The 13997-nt window shown below is 59.1% G+C and carries 15 protein-coding genes; all 15 read right to left on the bottom strand.

The window, feature by feature from the left end:
- Positions 1–11: 11 nt before the first annotated feature.
- Positions 12–749: a protein phosphatase CheZ gene (locus JOD69_RS07010; protein WP_086134998.1), complete on the bottom strand. Its 738-nt coding sequence runs from the start codon at positions 747–749 to the stop codon at positions 12–14.
- Between the two features lie 21 nt (positions 750–770).
- Positions 771–1157 (bottom strand): chemotaxis response regulator CheY, encoded by a 387-nt coding sequence (gene cheY / locus JOD69_RS07005; protein ID WP_077730359.1) that lies wholly within the window; start codon positions 1155–1157, stop codon positions 771–773.
- A 53-nt stretch (positions 1158–1210) separates the two neighbouring features.
- The gene (locus JOD69_RS07000) at positions 1211–1990 is read right to left on the bottom strand and encodes an RNA polymerase sigma factor FliA (RefSeq protein ID WP_077730358.1); all 780 of its coding nucleotides are present in this window, start codon (positions 1988–1990) and stop codon (positions 1211–1213) included.
- The gene (locus JOD69_RS06995) at positions 1987–2817 is read right to left on the bottom strand and encodes a MinD/ParA family protein (RefSeq protein WP_077730357.1); all 831 of its coding nucleotides are present in this window, start codon (positions 2815–2817) and stop codon (positions 1987–1989) included. Before JOD69_RS06995 ends, JOD69_RS07000 begins: the two co-directional genes overlap by 4 nt.
- 28 nt (positions 2818–2845) lie before the next feature.
- Entirely contained in the window at positions 2846–4345 is a 1500-nt protein-coding gene (gene flhF / locus JOD69_RS06990) for a flagellar biosynthesis protein FlhF (RefSeq protein WP_086134999.1), read from the bottom strand.
- 82 nt (positions 4346–4427) lie between these two features.
- Positions 4428–6521, bottom strand: a complete 2094-nt coding sequence (flhA, locus tag JOD69_RS06985) for a flagellar biosynthesis protein FlhA (RefSeq protein WP_086135000.1) — start codon at positions 6519–6521, stop codon at positions 4428–4430.
- A gap of 105 nt (positions 6522–6626) precedes the next feature.
- Positions 6627–7769: a flagellar biosynthesis protein FlhB gene (gene flhB, locus JOD69_RS06980; RefSeq protein ID WP_086135001.1), complete on the bottom strand. Its 1143-nt coding sequence runs from the start codon at positions 7767–7769 to the stop codon at positions 6627–6629.
- A gap of 201 nt (positions 7770–7970) precedes the next feature.
- Complete coding sequence (gene fliR, locus JOD69_RS06975; RefSeq protein WP_086135002.1) at positions 7971–8741, bottom strand: flagellar biosynthetic protein FliR; 771 nt, start codon at positions 8739–8741, stop codon at positions 7971–7973.
- 5 nt (positions 8742–8746) lie between these two features.
- Entirely contained in the window at positions 8747–9016 is a 270-nt protein-coding gene (gene fliQ / locus JOD69_RS06970) for a flagellar biosynthesis protein FliQ (protein WP_077730352.1), read from the bottom strand.
- A 724-nt stretch (positions 9017–9740) separates the two neighbouring features.
- On the bottom strand, positions 9741–10469 hold the full coding sequence (fliP, locus tag JOD69_RS06965) for a flagellar type III secretion system pore protein FliP (RefSeq protein ID WP_077730412.1): 729 nt from the start codon (positions 10467–10469) through the stop codon (positions 9741–9743).
- A gap of 35 nt (positions 10470–10504) precedes the next feature.
- Positions 10505–10924: a flagellar biosynthetic protein FliO gene (fliO, locus tag JOD69_RS06960; RefSeq protein WP_077730351.1), complete on the bottom strand. Its 420-nt coding sequence runs from the start codon at positions 10922–10924 to the stop codon at positions 10505–10507.
- On the bottom strand, positions 10921–11397 hold the full coding sequence (fliN, locus tag JOD69_RS25205) for a flagellar motor switch protein FliN (protein ID WP_086135748.1): 477 nt from the start codon (positions 11395–11397) through the stop codon (positions 10921–10923). The genes fliO and fliN overlap by 4 nt, the downstream gene beginning before the upstream one ends.
- Complete coding sequence (gene fliM, locus JOD69_RS06950; RefSeq protein ID WP_077730349.1) at positions 11394–12428, bottom strand: flagellar motor switch protein FliM; 1035 nt, start codon at positions 12426–12428, stop codon at positions 11394–11396. Before fliM ends, fliN begins: the two co-directional genes overlap by 4 nt.
- A 2-nt stretch (positions 12429–12430) precedes the next feature.
- A complete protein-coding gene (locus JOD69_RS06945) occupies positions 12431–12949 on the bottom strand; it encodes a flagellar basal body-associated FliL family protein (protein ID WP_086135749.1) in 519 nt (172 codons plus the stop codon).
- A gap of 351 nt (positions 12950–13300) precedes the next feature.
- Positions 13301–13939, bottom strand: a complete 639-nt coding sequence (locus JOD69_RS06940; protein ID WP_210023820.1) for a hypothetical protein — start codon at positions 13937–13939, stop codon at positions 13301–13303.
- Between the last annotated feature and the right edge of the window lie 58 nt (positions 13940–13997).

Genomic DNA, 13997 nt, shown 5'->3' with positions numbered 1-13997 from the left:
GCGCCTTACCTTCAGAAACCCAAACTCGACAGCAAACTGTCCACGTCGTCTTGATTCTGCACGGTATTCTTGTCCACCCCCGGAACAGCCGGGCCGAGTGGTTCCGATTTGGTTTCCGGCACGCTATCGCCGGAGGGCTTGAAGCGCCGTCCCGAAATTCGGATCAATTCGACCAGACTGTGCTCGAGATCCTGAACGAGCTTGATCACGCGCCGAATGATCTGGCCGGTGAGATCCTGAAATCCCTGCGCCATGAGCACTTCGGTGAGACTATGCTGAATGGTCTGCAAATGCCCCGCGGAAACGTCGAAATACTGCGCCAGGTCTTGAGTCAGGGACTTGAATTCCTCATAAGGCATTTCCCGCTGGCGAAAGCGTTGCCACTGGGCGCTGAGTTCGTTCGACTGCTCGCGAAGACTTTCGGCGAACGGCAAGATGGATTCGACTGCATTCAAGGTGGTGTTCGCCGCCTGCTCGGTCATGGTGATGACGTAATTGAGGCGCTCTTTGGCGTCGGGAATTTCGTTCTCCGTGAGATCCGCGATTCTTTCGTCCAGGGAAAAATTCGCCAGCGTGTCGTGGAGCTGGCGGGTCAACTTGCCGACTTCCTGAAACATCAGGGTTTCCCGGACGCGGCCGATATCATCGAGGATACGGTCGGCCGACTCGTCGTCGCCGCGCTCCAATGCCGCCAGAAGTTCGCGGGCCTGTTCGATCCGCCCGTCGGCGGACGGTTGCTTGTCAATCATTAGCCGCCCCCAAAGGTTCGATCAGGCTTCCAGGCGTTCGAAGATCTTTTCGATCTTCTCTTGCAGAGTGGCCGCGGTAAACGGCTTGATCACATAGCCGTTTACGCCGGCCTGCGCCGCTTCCACGATCTGGTCACGCTTCGCCTCGGCGGTCACCATCAACACCGGCAACTGAGCCAGGTTCGGATCGGCGCGTACGGCGCGCAGCAGATCGATACCCGTCATTCCGGGCATATTCCAATCGGTGATCAGAAAATCGATTCCCCCCGACTGCAATTTGGGCAGAGCACTCTGCCCGTCGTCGGCTTCGAAAATATTGTTGAACCCGAGCTCCCGCAGCAGGTTTCTGATGATCCTTCGCATGGTGGAAAAGTCATCCACAACCAGGATTTTCATGTTCTTGTTCAAGGACGCTCACCTCGTTCCGGTTAACCATTTTTTATTATCGATTCATCGGGGCCTCAGACTTGCGCGGCTTTTCGCCTTCCCTTCGAACGGGCTCCGGCGGATTGCTCCGCATCCAGCCAGCCTTGCATTCTCGCCCTAAGGCGCAACATGGCCTGGCTTTGCAACTGACACACTCGGGACTCGCTGACCCCCAGCACTTCGCCGATTTCGCGCAGGTTGAGTTCCTCTTCGTAATAGAGCGAAATCACCAAGCGCTCGCGCTCCGGCAATCCCGCGATCGCGTTCGCCAAAGCCTCGGCAAATCCGGACTGGGTCAATACCTCGACCGGAGGCGCGGCCGAATCCGCACAGTCGTCCAAAGCCGAATCGCCGGCCTCCAACAACTCTTCGAAACTGAACATGCGACAGCTCAAACTATCGTGAAGAACCTGATGGTATTCGGAGAGCGACAGTCCCAAATGCTCGGCGACTTCCGCATCTCGGGCGTCGCGTCCGGTCCTGGCCTCGATGCTCCGCATTGCTTCAGCCACATCACGCGCCTTGCGATGAACCGAGCGCGGCGTCCAATCGTAGCGCCTCAGCTCATCCAGCATCGCGCCGCGGATCCGGATCCCGGCATAGGTTTCGAAACTCGCGCCCTGAGCGTGATCGTACTGGCGGGCTGCTTCCAGCAAGCCCACCATGCCGGCCTGGATCAAGTCCTCCACTTGCACGCTGGACGGCAGCCGGCTCATGAGATGATAGGCAATCCGTTTGACCAGTGACGCGTGCTGCCCCACGATGGCGTCCAATCCGGGCGCCTGTACCGATGCGTACAAGGCGATGCCGCTCATAAGGCTGCTGCGCTGTGGTACTGAATCATCCGCTCTACGAAAAACTCCAGCCGCCCACTGGCTTGGCCGGAAATCGGCAAGGCATCCATTTTCAGCGCCAAGGCGCGAAACGCCCGCGCCGCTTTGCTGTGCGGATAGGCGACGACCACCGGAGTTTGCTTTTGAACCGCCTTTCTCAATTGCTCGTCGCGAGGAACCACGCCCAATAGATCGAGCGTCACGTCGAGATAGCGGTCCGTCACCCGGCACAGCTTGCCGAACAACGCCTGACCCTGTTGATAGTCCTGGACCATATTGGGCAGGATTTGGAACCGATGAACGCCGTAGTCCCGGTTCAGCAATTTGATGAAGGCATAAGCGTCGGTAAGCGACGTAGGCTCGTCGCACACCACCAGAATGATGTCCTGGCAGGCGCGCGCGAAGTTGACCACCCCCCCCGAAATACCCGCTGCCGTGTCGACCAGCAGCACGTCGATGTCCTGGTTCATCTCCCCGAAGGCGCGAATCACGGCGGCCTGTTCCGCAGTGGTAAGCTCCGACATGCGCTGAATACCGGACGAGGCCGGCACGATCTTCAGCCCCGACGGCCCTTCTACGAGGATTTCGTCCAAACTGCGCTCGCCGCTCAACACATGGGACAGATTGAATTTGGGCTGCAAACCTAGGAGCACGTCGACGTTTGCGAGTCCCAAATCGGCATCCAGCAGGACCGCGTGCCGACCGAGCTCGGATAGGCTGACCCCGAGATTGACGGCGACATTGGTTTTGCCGACCCCGCCCTTGCCGCTGCTCACCGCCAAGACACGCACCGGCCTGGGCTGTGCCATACGTCGAATTCCGTCGGCCTGATCAGTATCAAACATTCGCATGGACTATCCAGTCTTCGTAGGTAGGCATCGGAGCGCCGACAGTCTCCGCTTCGGACCTTTCGGCAAAACACCGGTTTAATAATAGATGAGTTCTCGCCACGTGCAGGTCTTCCGGGACCTGCTGTCCGTCGCACACGAAGGACACCGGCAAGCGGTTCTCCACCACCGTGGACACCGCGGCGCCGAGTTGGCCGGTTTCGTCCAGTTTGGTCAGAATGCAGGCTTCCGGGGAAAAGACCTTGAAGGCCTCCACCGCCTCTTGCATCACGCGTAGCTGGCTGGCCGCGGACATGACCAGATAGGATTTGACGGGCATGTCGGTGCGGCTGAACAGTGCGGCTTGCTCGGCCAGGCGCCGGTCGCGCTGCCCTATGCCGGCGGTGTCGATGAGTACCAGGCGCTTATCGTAGAAACTCGACAGCAGCTGACGCAGATCCTCGATACTGGAAGCCGCCCGGACCGGTACGTCGAGGATGCGGCCGTAAGTCCCGAGCTGCTCATGAGCCCCGATGCGGTAGTTGTCGGTGGTGATCAGCGCGATTTGGCGCGGTCCGTGCTTGAGTCTGAACCGGGCCGCCAGCTTGGCAATCGTCGTCGTCTTACCGACGCCCGTAGGCCCGACCAGGGCGACGACGCCGCCGTAATCGAGCAGGTTGTCTTCGGCCAGCGGGATCTGCCGTGCCAAGACATGTTGACTCGCTTGCCACGCGACGTCGGCGTCGGCGACGCCGCCCAAGCGCTCGGCCAGTTCCAGACTGAGTTTCTTGGAGAACCCGAGCGCGCCGAAACGACGCAAGAGATCCAGTCGGGTCGGATTTCGGCCCGACGCGGCCTGCCATCCGGTTTCACTCAAATGGGCGTCGATCACGCGCCGCATCTGTTTGAGTTCCCGTTGCATTTCCTTCAGCGCGTCGGCATCGACGCTCGGTTTGGCAGGAGCCGGCTGGGAAACGAAGGCTTCGACAGAAGATTCTCGCTCGGGCCGGGAAGCCGGCTTTCCGGCAGCGGGTTCGACCGCAGGACCGCCCTGTTCGCTCCGCCCTGATATGGCATGGGTATCTACACAAGCTCCAAGATTGTCATTCCGGCAGGGAGTACTCGCCCCTTCCCTGCCGGGGTGGCGATTTGTGCGAATATCTTTGCCCGATACGGAAGGAGCCGGCTTGCGAAGGCTCGTCGCTGCCGAACCTGCTCCCAGTGCGGCCGAGCTCTTTCCAAGAGCCTCGCGAAAGGCGTCCTCGGCGCGCCGCCGGGTATCCGTTTCGGCTTTCGCGACCGGTTCGGCATCGCCCGTCTCCGATTCGCCGCGCGACTCCGATTTCGCACGATCCAATAACAGCTGCTCGTCGAAGTCCCGAGCCGCGACGATCTCCACCCCGCCATCCACTTTGCGGTTGGACAAAATCACGGCGTCCGGCCCCTGCTCTTCGCGGACCATGCGGATCGCTTGACGAATATCGGGTGCGAAATATCGTTTGATCTTCATGCCTATGTCCTAGTCTTTCGGAAGCCGTCCCCAAAACTTTGCTAACGACTCCGGCAAGCGCAGCGGGACTGTGCGCGGCGGCTCAACCGCGCTGGCCGATGCTGGCCACCACCCTGACTTGCCGGTCTTCCGGGATCTCGTTGTAAGCCAAAACATTGAGCCCAGGGATGGAATGGCGCACGAAGCGCGCCAACCAGGGCCGCACCGGCGAGGACACCAGCAGAATGGCGGGATGTCCTTCCATTTCCAGCTTCTGCGTCTTCTCGTCCAAGGATTTGTGAAGCTGCTCCGCCAAGCCCGGCTCGATGCCGGCGCCCTCGTGTCCGGCCGTTTGCAGTATTTTTTGCAACAACTGTTCCAGGTCGGGATCCAGGGTCAAAACCGGGATTTCCTTCTCCATGCCACTGATTTTCTGGACGATTAGCCGTCCGAGTGCGGCACGCACCACCGCCGTCAAAACGCCGGGATCTTGGCTTCTGCCGCCGAACTCCGCCAAAGTTTCGGCGATGGTCCGCATATCGCGAATCGGCACGTTCTCCTGAAGAAGGTTTTGCAGCACCTTGACAATGACGCTGAGAGGCAGGGTTTTCGGCGTGAGATCCTCGACCAGCCGCGGCATCGATTTGGCGAGCAGGTCGAGCAACTGCTGCGTCTCCTGATGTCCGAGCAGCTGGTGGGCGTGGGACTGCAACAAATGGCTGAGATGGGTGACCACCACGGTACCGGGATCGACCACGGTATAACCGAGCGTCTGGGCGTGGTCGCGCTGATCCGGTTCTATCCAGACGGCCTCCAGTCCGAAAGCCGGGTCCTTGCCCTCGACGCCCTTCAGCGTTCCGTAAACCCGCCCCGGATTGATGGCCATCAGGCGATCCGGAAACACTTCTGCCTCCCCGACGGTGACGCCGAGCAGGCTGATGCGGTAGGCGTTGGGAGTCAGGTCCAGGTTGTCCCGGATGTGCACCGAGGGGATCAGGAATCCGAGATCCTGGGACAGCTTCTTGCGCACGCCCTTGATCTTCGACATGAGCTGTCCGCCCTGATTCTTGTCGACCAGCGGGATGAGCCGATAGCCCACTTCCAGCCCGATGAGATCGACCGGCACGACATCGTCCCAGCCGAGCTCTTTCACTTCGGGCGCGGCGGCCGAGGGCCTGGCCGCGACGCGCGCTTCCGCCAATTCGCGCTCGCGCCGCTGACGCTTGGAAATGGAATAGGACGACGCGCCCATGGCGCCGGCCAGGAGCAAAAAGGCAAGATTCGGCATGCCGGGAATCAGGCCCAAGAGTCCGACCACGCCGGCGGAAAGCGCAAGAGGCCTCGGATCGGCAAAAAATTGAGCGCTGAACTGGGCGCCGATGTTCTCGTTGCTGCTGGACACACGGGTCACGATCATGGCCGACCCGACCGACAGCAACAGCGAGGGGATCTGAGCCACCAAACCGTCGCCGATGGTCAGCAGCGTGTAATTGTGCAGGGCTTCGGAAAACGCCAGATCGTGCTGCAGCATGCCGACGATCAGCCCGCCGACCACGTTGATGAGCAAGATGAGGATGCCGGCTATGGCATCGCCCCGGACGAACTTGCTGGCACCGTCCATCGATCCGTAGAAGTCCGCCTCGCGCGAGACCTCCTGGCGTCTCGTCCGGGCTTCATCCTGATTGATAAGACCGGCATTGAGATCGGCATCGATCGCCATCTGCTTGCCGGGCATCGCATCCAGGGTGAACCGCGCGCTGACTTCCGACACGCGCCCGGCGCCCTTGGTAACGACCACGAAATTGATGATGACCAGAATGATGAACACCACCAGACCCACGGCGTAGTTGCCGCCGATCACGAATTCGCCGAATGCCTCGATCACCTTGCCGGCCGCGTCGGGACCCTTATGCCCTTCCAGCAGGACCACGCGGGTCGAGGCCACGTTGAGGCTCAGTCGGAGGAGCGTGGCGACCAGCAGGACCGACGGAAACACGGCGAAATCCAGCGGGCGCAGCGTATAAATCGTCACCAGCAGGATCAGCAGCGAAAATGCGATGTTGAAGGTGAACAGCAGATCGAGAATGAACGGCGGCAGCGGCAGCACCATCATCATCATCATGAGAAGAATGACGAGAGGAGCCCCCAAGCCGAGTTTGCCGGCGACTTTGATTCGTTCCAAAACTGTTGCGGCCATGACGAAACCCGTGCGTAACCTTCAGTGACAGCGACAGCAATCACGTTTCGTGCCGACCGGCCGCAGAGCCGGACCCTCCGAAAAAAAATACAGGCAGTATGCGGCTTACGCGTCGGCAGCCTTGCGCAAGAATTCTTCCGGGATCTTGAATTCGGTCGGCGGCGTCGGAATGTCGCCGCCGAAAACCCGGGCCGCCTTGAGTTGATAGACGTAAGCCAAAACCTGGGCAACCGCGAAATAGAGACCGGCGGGAATTTCGCGGTCGAGATCGGTGGACGCATAGAGCGCGCGGGCGAGCGGCGGCGCGGACAGGAGCGGCACACCGGCACCCACGGCCAAATTCCGGATTTGGGCCGCCACCAGGTCCGCGCCCTTGGCGACGACTTTGGGCGCTTTCATGCCGGCCTGGTCGTATCTCAGGGCCACCGCGTAATGGGTCGGGTTGGTCACGATGACATCGGCCTTCGGCACCTCGTCCATCATTCGGCGCCGCGCCAGTTCCATCTGCAAGCTGCGAATCCGGCTTTTGACTTCCGGTTTGCCTTCGACTTCGCGCATTTCGTCCTTGACTTCCTGGCGCGTCATTTTCAGCTGGCGCTTGTGGTTCCAGAGCTGAAAGGGCACGTCCACGATCGCGATCAGCCCCAGCGAAGCGCACAGCCAGAAAATGAACGTCATGACGAGGCGCGCGGTTTGATTCGCCGCCGGAAGCAAAGCCTCGCGGCCGAGACCGACGAGATCGTCGAAATAAGCCGTCAGCAGTCCGGCGGTCACAAAACCGATCAAGAGAAATTTCAGAACCGACTTCACGACTTCCGCGAGGGCCTGAACCGAGACCATGCGAGCCAGGCCCTTCATGGGATTGAGCTTTTCCGGCTTGGGCATCAGGTTCTCGCCGCTGAAATTCCAGCCGCCCAGCGCCATGGGAGCGGCCAGGGCAGCCAGAACGGCAAGACCGAGGATCGGGAGCAGAACCTGGCCCGCGGCCAGCAAGTCTCGGCCGAGATGGGCAAGCGGCGCCGCAGGATCGAAAAGGTCGCGGCGACTCAGACGAAAGTCTCCCTCCATGATTTGCCACAGGCTTTGCGCCATGCCGCCGCCAAAGACGAATATCGCTACCGAACCGGTCAGCAGAAGAACAAGAGTGTTCAATTCGCGGGAACGCGGAATCTGACCTTTTTTCCGAGCATCGCTCAGGCGTTTACTGGTAGGGTCCTCTGTTCGTTCCTGATCGGATTCCTCGGCCATGACACCTTATTTCAAATCGCTTTCAATTACGGAATTAACTTTTGTAAGGGTGGGTTATTCCAAATCGCTTTCAACAGGAATTCATTTTTGTAGGATGGGTAGAGCGAAGCGAAACCCACCGAGCGACCTCGGATCGGTGGGTTACGCTGCGCTAACCCACCCTACGATTAATGCCCATTCGAATACCGAATCGAATTAGTCCTACTGCAGAATCGCGCTCATCAGTAGATAGCCTTCATCGAGAAAACCGGAAAAAAGGCCTAGGACGTCCGGCACGGTAATGCCGATCAGAAACAGTCCCAACCCCAAGCTGACCGGGAATCCGACCGAGAAAATATTGAGCTGGGGCGCCGCACGGCTGGCTACGCCGAACCCCAGATTAACCAACAGCAAGGCCGTTACCAGCGGCAAGGAAAACAGAACTCCCGCAGCAAACAAGCGGCTCGCCCAGAGCGCCAGCCGCCGCATTCCGTCGGCACTCAAACCTTCGAACCCGACCGGCAGCATTTGAAAGCTGTCGACCAGCAGCCGGATCAGTATCAGATGTCCGTCCATGGCCAGGAACAGCAGCGTCGCCAAGATTTGGTAAAACTGGGCGATGACCGGAACCTGCACGCCGGTCTGCGGATCGACCATGGACGCAAAACCCAGTCCCATGCTGTAGGCGACGCTCTGCCCGCCGAAAACGACGGCTTCGAAAACCAGGTGCAGAACGAGACCGATTGCGAGACCAATCAGGAATTGCTGAACGGCGATCCAGAAACCGGACAAGCTGAATAGTTCCGCATCGGGCATGACCGGCAACATCGGCGAGATCAGCCAGGTGACGGACGCCGCCAGCATGACGCGGACACGGACCGGCACCATATGGCCGGTAAAGACCGGTATCGCAAGAAACAGCGCGCTAACGCGCAAGAAAGGCCATGCGATGCCGGCGACCAGAGTCAGGAGCTGGCTTTCGCTGAACTGCACAGACTTCAACCGATCAGGCTGGGTATGCTGCGAATCAACGACCGGGTGTAATCGATCAGCAGTTGCAGCATCCAGGGTCCGGCCAGCATCAGCACGATGGCCATGGCGATGAGCTTGGGCACGAACGTAAGGGTCATCTCGTTGATCTGGGTGGCGGCCTGGAACAGGGCGATCACGAGTCCGACGGCAAGGGCCACCAGCAGCATGGGCGCGCTGATCTGCATGGTGACGGTCATGGCTTGCTGGCCCAGGGCGGCAATGGTTTCGGGTGTCATTTACTGTTCGTAATGAAAGTCAAACCATATCGTCACCCCGGCAAGGAATGCCGGGGTCCAGGTTACAGGGACGTAGACGCCTCGCCATCCTTGGCCTCTGGATTCATGCCGCACAGTCCCTGTGCGGCACCCTACGGGCGCTTCGCGTGCAAATCGGCAATCCTCTGCCGATTTGTCATGCCGGGCCATCCTGTGCGGCACCCTACGGGCGCTTCGCGTGCAAATCGGCAATCCTGCCGATTTGTCATGCCGGGCCATCCTGCCCGGCACCCTCCGAGCGGCTCTCGCCGTGCAAACCGGCTGTCCTGCCGGTTTGTCATACCGGGCCATCCTGCCCGGCACCCTCCGAGCGGCTCTCGCCGTGCAAACCGGCTGTCCTGCCGGTTTGTCCGGCACAAATTTGCCTGGAGCAAATTTGGACGTGCGGAGCACGGTCCGAAGGACGAGCCCCAGGGAAGGGGCGAGCAATCCGTGCCGGAATGACGGGTAATCCCGGCATCTCTTCCCTATAGCATTTTCTGATTCGGTGTAAGGGAGCCCCATAGGTAGGTCGGCAATCCCTTGCCGACGTACTGGCTCGGCAAAGGGCTTTGTCGGAAGGGCAGCTCTGGCGCTCCCAGAGATGCCGTTTGCGATTGGGAAGGGATTGCCGACCTACGCTCTTCCCACCCCACACGAATCCGTACACCGGGATGAAAAACGCTCTAATACCTGCTGTAAAGACCTACTCGACGAAAAAACTCGCCGCGAGCGTCTCGACCACCAGCGCCCAACCGTCCACCAGGACGAACAGCAAAAGCTTGAAGGGAAGCGAAACGATCATGGGCGACAGCATCATCATGCCCATCGACATCAGTATGGTGGCCACCACCAGATCGATGATCAGAAACGGCAGGAACAAAAGAAATCCCATTTGAAAAGCCGTCTTCAGCTCGCTGGTCATGAAGGCCGGCACCAGCAAGGAAAATGGCGTCGCCTCGGGACTGGCGATGTCCTGCTTGCCGGATATGCGCGCGAAAAGCTCCAAATCGGTTTCCCGCGTCTGCTTGAGCATGAACTGGCGGAACGGAACCGCGGCTCGTTCGAGGGCCGCGCCCGGCGCCAGCTGTTCTTTCATATAAGGCTGCAGGGCCTGTTCGTTCACCTGCTCGAACACCGGCAGCATGGTAAACAGGGTCAGAAACAGCGAAATGCCGAGCAGTACCTGATTGTTGGGCGTCTGACCGGCGCCTAGTGCCTGCCGCAAGATCGCCAGGACGATCATGATGCGGGTAAACGAGGTCATGCTGAGCAACAGCGAGGGCAGCACGGTCAGCGCCGTCATCAGCGCCAGAACCTGTATCGTGACCGTGTAGGTCTGGCTGCCCTGGCCGTTGGCGGCCACGGTGAAAGCCTCGATGCCGGGAGCGCCTTGCGCCGAGGGAATCGACAACGCAAATAGAGCCGCGATCATCCCGAGAAACGTCAGAGCGAAGTACGGCCGACGGTTCATGATCGCCGCCCCGTCAACTCGTGCAAGCGTTCGGCGAACGAGGCCCCGGCCGACGGCATTCCGCTCTCGACCGGGATGATTTCCGAATTTTCCAGGATGCACAGGGTCTCGACCCGTCCTGGCGCTACCCCCAGCACCAGTTGTTTCCCACCTGCCTGCAACAACACGACCCGCTCCCGAGATCCCAGCGAAACCGCGGCCAACACGCGAAAGCTTCCCGGCGCGAGCCGGGAAAAGCTGCCGAATCGCCGCAGCAGCCAGGCCAGAGTGAAAATGACCGCCAATACCGCCAGCAATCCGGTCAGACTCTTCGCCATATCCACCGAAGGCAAGGCCTTGGGTACGGCGGAAGCGGTGTCGGCCAGCAGAACCGGCGACATCAGCGACGAAACCACCGCAAAGACATGGGCCTTCATTTCAGCTTTCTCACCCGCTCCGCGGGACTGATGACATCGGTGAGACGAATACCGAACTTGTCGTTCACCACCACCACTTCGCCGTGAGCGATCAGCGTGCCGTTCACCAGCACATCCATGGGTTCGCCCGCCAGCCGGTCCAACTCGACGACCGAGCCCTGGGTCAGCTGCAACAAATTGCGGATGTTGATCTTAGTGCGCCCTATCTCCATCGCGATGGTCACCGGAACGTCCAGCAGCACGTCCAGGTTGATGTCCTCGATTTTTGCCACGTCCGCCGCCGGCGGAGATCTCCCGAGATCTTCGAAGGTCGCGGGTTCGGGTTTCGGAGCCGCCGGCTGGCGGGGAGGCTCCGCCATTTTTTTGGCAGCCTCTTGCTGCTCCAGCAGGGCGGCGGCCCAATCGTCGGCTAGATCTTCGGATTCGTCGCCCCCGTCAGCGCCTTCGATCGATTCTTCCAATTCGTCGCTCATGCTCGTTCAACTCCGCTTCCCAATACCCCGATTAAGCGTTCTTTATCCCCGCTTGCGCGGCTGATCTTCTCCAGAATCTGCACTGCGTAATTGCCCCGCGAGATCCCGACCTTGCCGCGAAATACGGGGATGTCGTCGACGACGACCGTAATGGTCTCCGGCATTTCGATCGGAATCACGTCGCCGGCTCTCAACCGCAACATGTCCTCCAACGACAAGGTCTTTTCGACCAAGGTGCTGTGCATCTCGATTTCGGCATCCAGGATTTCCGCTTGCAGAGCCGTGCGCCAACGGTCGTCCGAATCATCGCTTCTATCCCCCTGAATACCGGCATCCAGAAGTTCCCTGATCGGCTCGATCATGGAATACGGCAGGGTAATGTGCAGATCGCCTCCCCCGCCTTCCACTTCGATATGTATGGTGGAGACCACGACGACCTCGGCGGGACTCACGATGTTGGCGAACTGCGGGTTCACTTCCGAACCCAGATACTCGAACTCGATCGGCATGACCGGCGCCCAGGCTTCTTTCATGTCCTTGAAAATCAGCTCGAGCAGCATCTGAATGACCCGCATCTCGGTCGGCGTGAACTCGCGTCCCTCGATCTTGTTGTAGAACTGACCGCTGCCGCCGAAAAAATTGTCCACGACGGTGAACACCAGGGTCGGCTCCATGACCATCAAACCACGCCCACGCAAGGGGTTGAGCCGGATGACGTTCAGATTGGTCGGAACGAACAGGCTGTGCACGTATTCCGAGAACTTCAGGACCTGAACGCCCAATACCGAAATCTCCGCGGAGCGCCGCAGCAAATTGAACAGACTGATGCGGAAATGACGGACGAAGCGGTCGTTGATCATCTCCAGAGTGGGCATCCGCCCGCGCACGATGCGGTCCTGACTGGTGAAGTCGTAGGTCCGTACCTCGCCGCTTCGAAAATCGATCTCCGATTCGGTTCCGATATCTCCGTCGTCGACGCCGTGCAGAAGCGCGTCGATTTCTTCCTGAGTCAAAAGATCATGAACGGCCATGGCTATTGCATGATGAATCCGGTGAAAAAAACCTCTTCGGCGCCTTCCTTGTGGCCCGTTTGCTTAGAAACTACCGCGTTGATTTCCTCGAGCAGCTTGCCCCTGAGCGCCTCTTTGCCTTCGGCCGTCTTGAGCCCCGCCGGCTCCTGGCCGCTCAGCAGCAAAAGCACGTTGTTGCGGATCATCGGCGAATGCTTTTTCACCGCGTCGATCACGGCTTGATTTTTCGAAGCGACGCTAAGGCCAACCTGGAGCAGGCGGGCATCCGGATTGCTCTTGAAATTGACCACGAAAGCCGGGTCCATAGCGAAATAGATCAACGGTAGCGCGTGTGCTCCGTCGTCATGGGATTCCGCAGCCGCCTCATTCTCGTTCTGCTTCGGTGGAAAGATCCCCCAAAAATAAAGCGCTGCGAACACGGCAAGGAGCGTTCCCAGCATCGCTCCGAGAACGATAAAAATAACGCTCTTGGATGACTTCTTCTTTTCTTCGCCTAAATCCAGTTTGTCTTGTTGCGCCATCGCGGTTTTCCAAAGTTTTCTGCTGCCTTCAGCAACAATGATGCCCACAAAAAAAGCTTAGCACCGACAAGGCATTAGCAAGCCCTGAACGCTTTTCGTCGCACTACGGCAAGACAAAAGCCAGCAAGGCGCCAAAATTCGGACGCTTGGAAACGAAAGGAGACTGATGGCTGAATGCTCCAAGAGCGAGATCAACGCCGGCAGCACTACGGCCGATACGCGGAGAGAGCAACTGCGGCAAGGGAACGGGTATTCAGATACAGAGCCAGAAAAGGGGGGATCGGCATAATCTGTATCAGCCGGCTAAGCCGATCCCTTAGGCATTATGAAATCGAGATTAGTAATCCATGCTTAATTGGCAAGCGTTCCGGTAATACTCGTGAATACATTTTGGCCGGTACAGGCATTGATCGTACCCTTTACAGTAAGGGTGCCGCCTGTAACGCCACTGAACATTCCAGTATTTCCGGGAGCGGTAATTGGCCCCACCGTGAGCACGGGCGCCTTGACATACATGATTTCCGTGACCGCCCATTTACAAGGATATGCTACCGGAGAAAAGCTGACAGGCGTATCGCCATCGGTGCTCAACCGCGACAGTTCCGAACCCGACGAATCGGTACACGTGATGACATGGCGAAGATGGCCGGGCACCACGAGAGGCTGTCCTGTCGGAAGCATGACGGGCGCTCCGGAGCCGTCCGTAAAAACCTGTAGATCGTATCCTTTCCCCAAGACGGCGCATACCAACGTAGTCTTGTTATCTACTTTTACGGCCATTTCTCCGAGCTGGGTATCTCCCTCGTAATTCGGCGCTATCGCCGGCCAATCGATATCGTCATTTCCCAAATCGTCGTAATGAATCGAGGCTTCCATAACCGTTTGAGTGCGCCCTACTCCCGATTTGATCACGATATCCGCAGAAGCAGAGGCCGAAATGATCATCCCGGTAGCGACGCAAACGGTAATTACAGACGGTTTCTTAAACATTATTGTTTCCTTGTAATTGATGAACAAACTAAAGCGCGACTGAACTCCCAAAGCGTGT

The sequence above is a fragment of the Methylocaldum sp. RMAD-M genome, assembly GCF_017832375.1.
In the GTDB taxonomy this organism is placed as follows: Bacteria; Pseudomonadota; Gammaproteobacteria; order Methylococcales; family Methylococcaceae; genus Methylocaldum.
Note: the sequence above shows the minus strand (reverse complement) of the source record. Positions and strands in the feature narration are given on the sequence as shown.

Bases quoted from the DNA above. Each gene is read 5' to 3' on its own strand.
- JOD69_RS07010 (WP_086134998.1), bottom strand. From the start codon at position 749: ATGATTGACAAGCAACCGTCCGCCGACGGGCGGATCGAACAGGCCCGC.
- JOD69_RS07000 (WP_077730358.1), bottom strand. From the start codon at position 1,990: ATGAGCGGCATCGCCTTGTACGCATCGGTACAGGCGCCCGGATTGGAC.
- JOD69_RS06995 (WP_077730357.1), bottom strand. From the start codon at position 2,817: ATGGCACAGCCCAGGCCGGTGCGTGTCTTGGCGGTGAGCAGCGGCAAG.
- flhF (WP_086134999.1), bottom strand. From the start codon at position 4,345: ATGAAGATCAAACGATATTTCGCACCCGATATTCGTCAAGCGATCCGC.
- flhA (WP_086135000.1), bottom strand. From the start codon at position 6,521: ATGGCCGCAACAGTTTTGGAACGAATCAAAGTCGCCGGCAAACTCGGC.
- flhB (WP_086135001.1), bottom strand. From the start codon at position 7,769: ATGGCCGAGGAATCCGATCAGGAACGAACAGAGGACCCTACCAGTAAA.
- fliQ (WP_077730352.1), bottom strand. From the start codon at position 9,016: ATGACACCCGAAACCATTGCCGCCCTGGGCCAGCAAGCCATGACCGTC.
- fliP (WP_077730412.1), bottom strand. From the start codon at position 10,469: ATGATCGCGGCTCTATTTGCGTTGTCGATTCCCTCGGCGCAAGGCGCT.
- fliO (WP_077730351.1), bottom strand. From the start codon at position 10,924: ATGAAGGCCCATGTCTTTGCGGTGGTTTCGTCGCTGATGTCGCCGGTT.
- fliN (WP_086135748.1), bottom strand. From the start codon at position 11,397: ATGAGCGACGAATTGGAAGAATCGATCGAAGGCGCTGACGGGGGCGAC.
- fliM (WP_077730349.1), bottom strand. From the start codon at position 12,428: ATGGCCGTTCATGATCTTTTGACTCAGGAAGAAATCGACGCGCTTCTG.
- JOD69_RS06945 (WP_086135749.1), bottom strand. From the start codon at position 12,949: ATGGCGCAACAAGACAAACTGGATTTAGGCGAAGAAAAGAAGAAGTCA.
- JOD69_RS06940 (WP_210023820.1), bottom strand. From the start codon at position 13,939: ATGTTTAAGAAACCGTCTGTAATTACCGTTTGCGTCGCTACCGGGATG.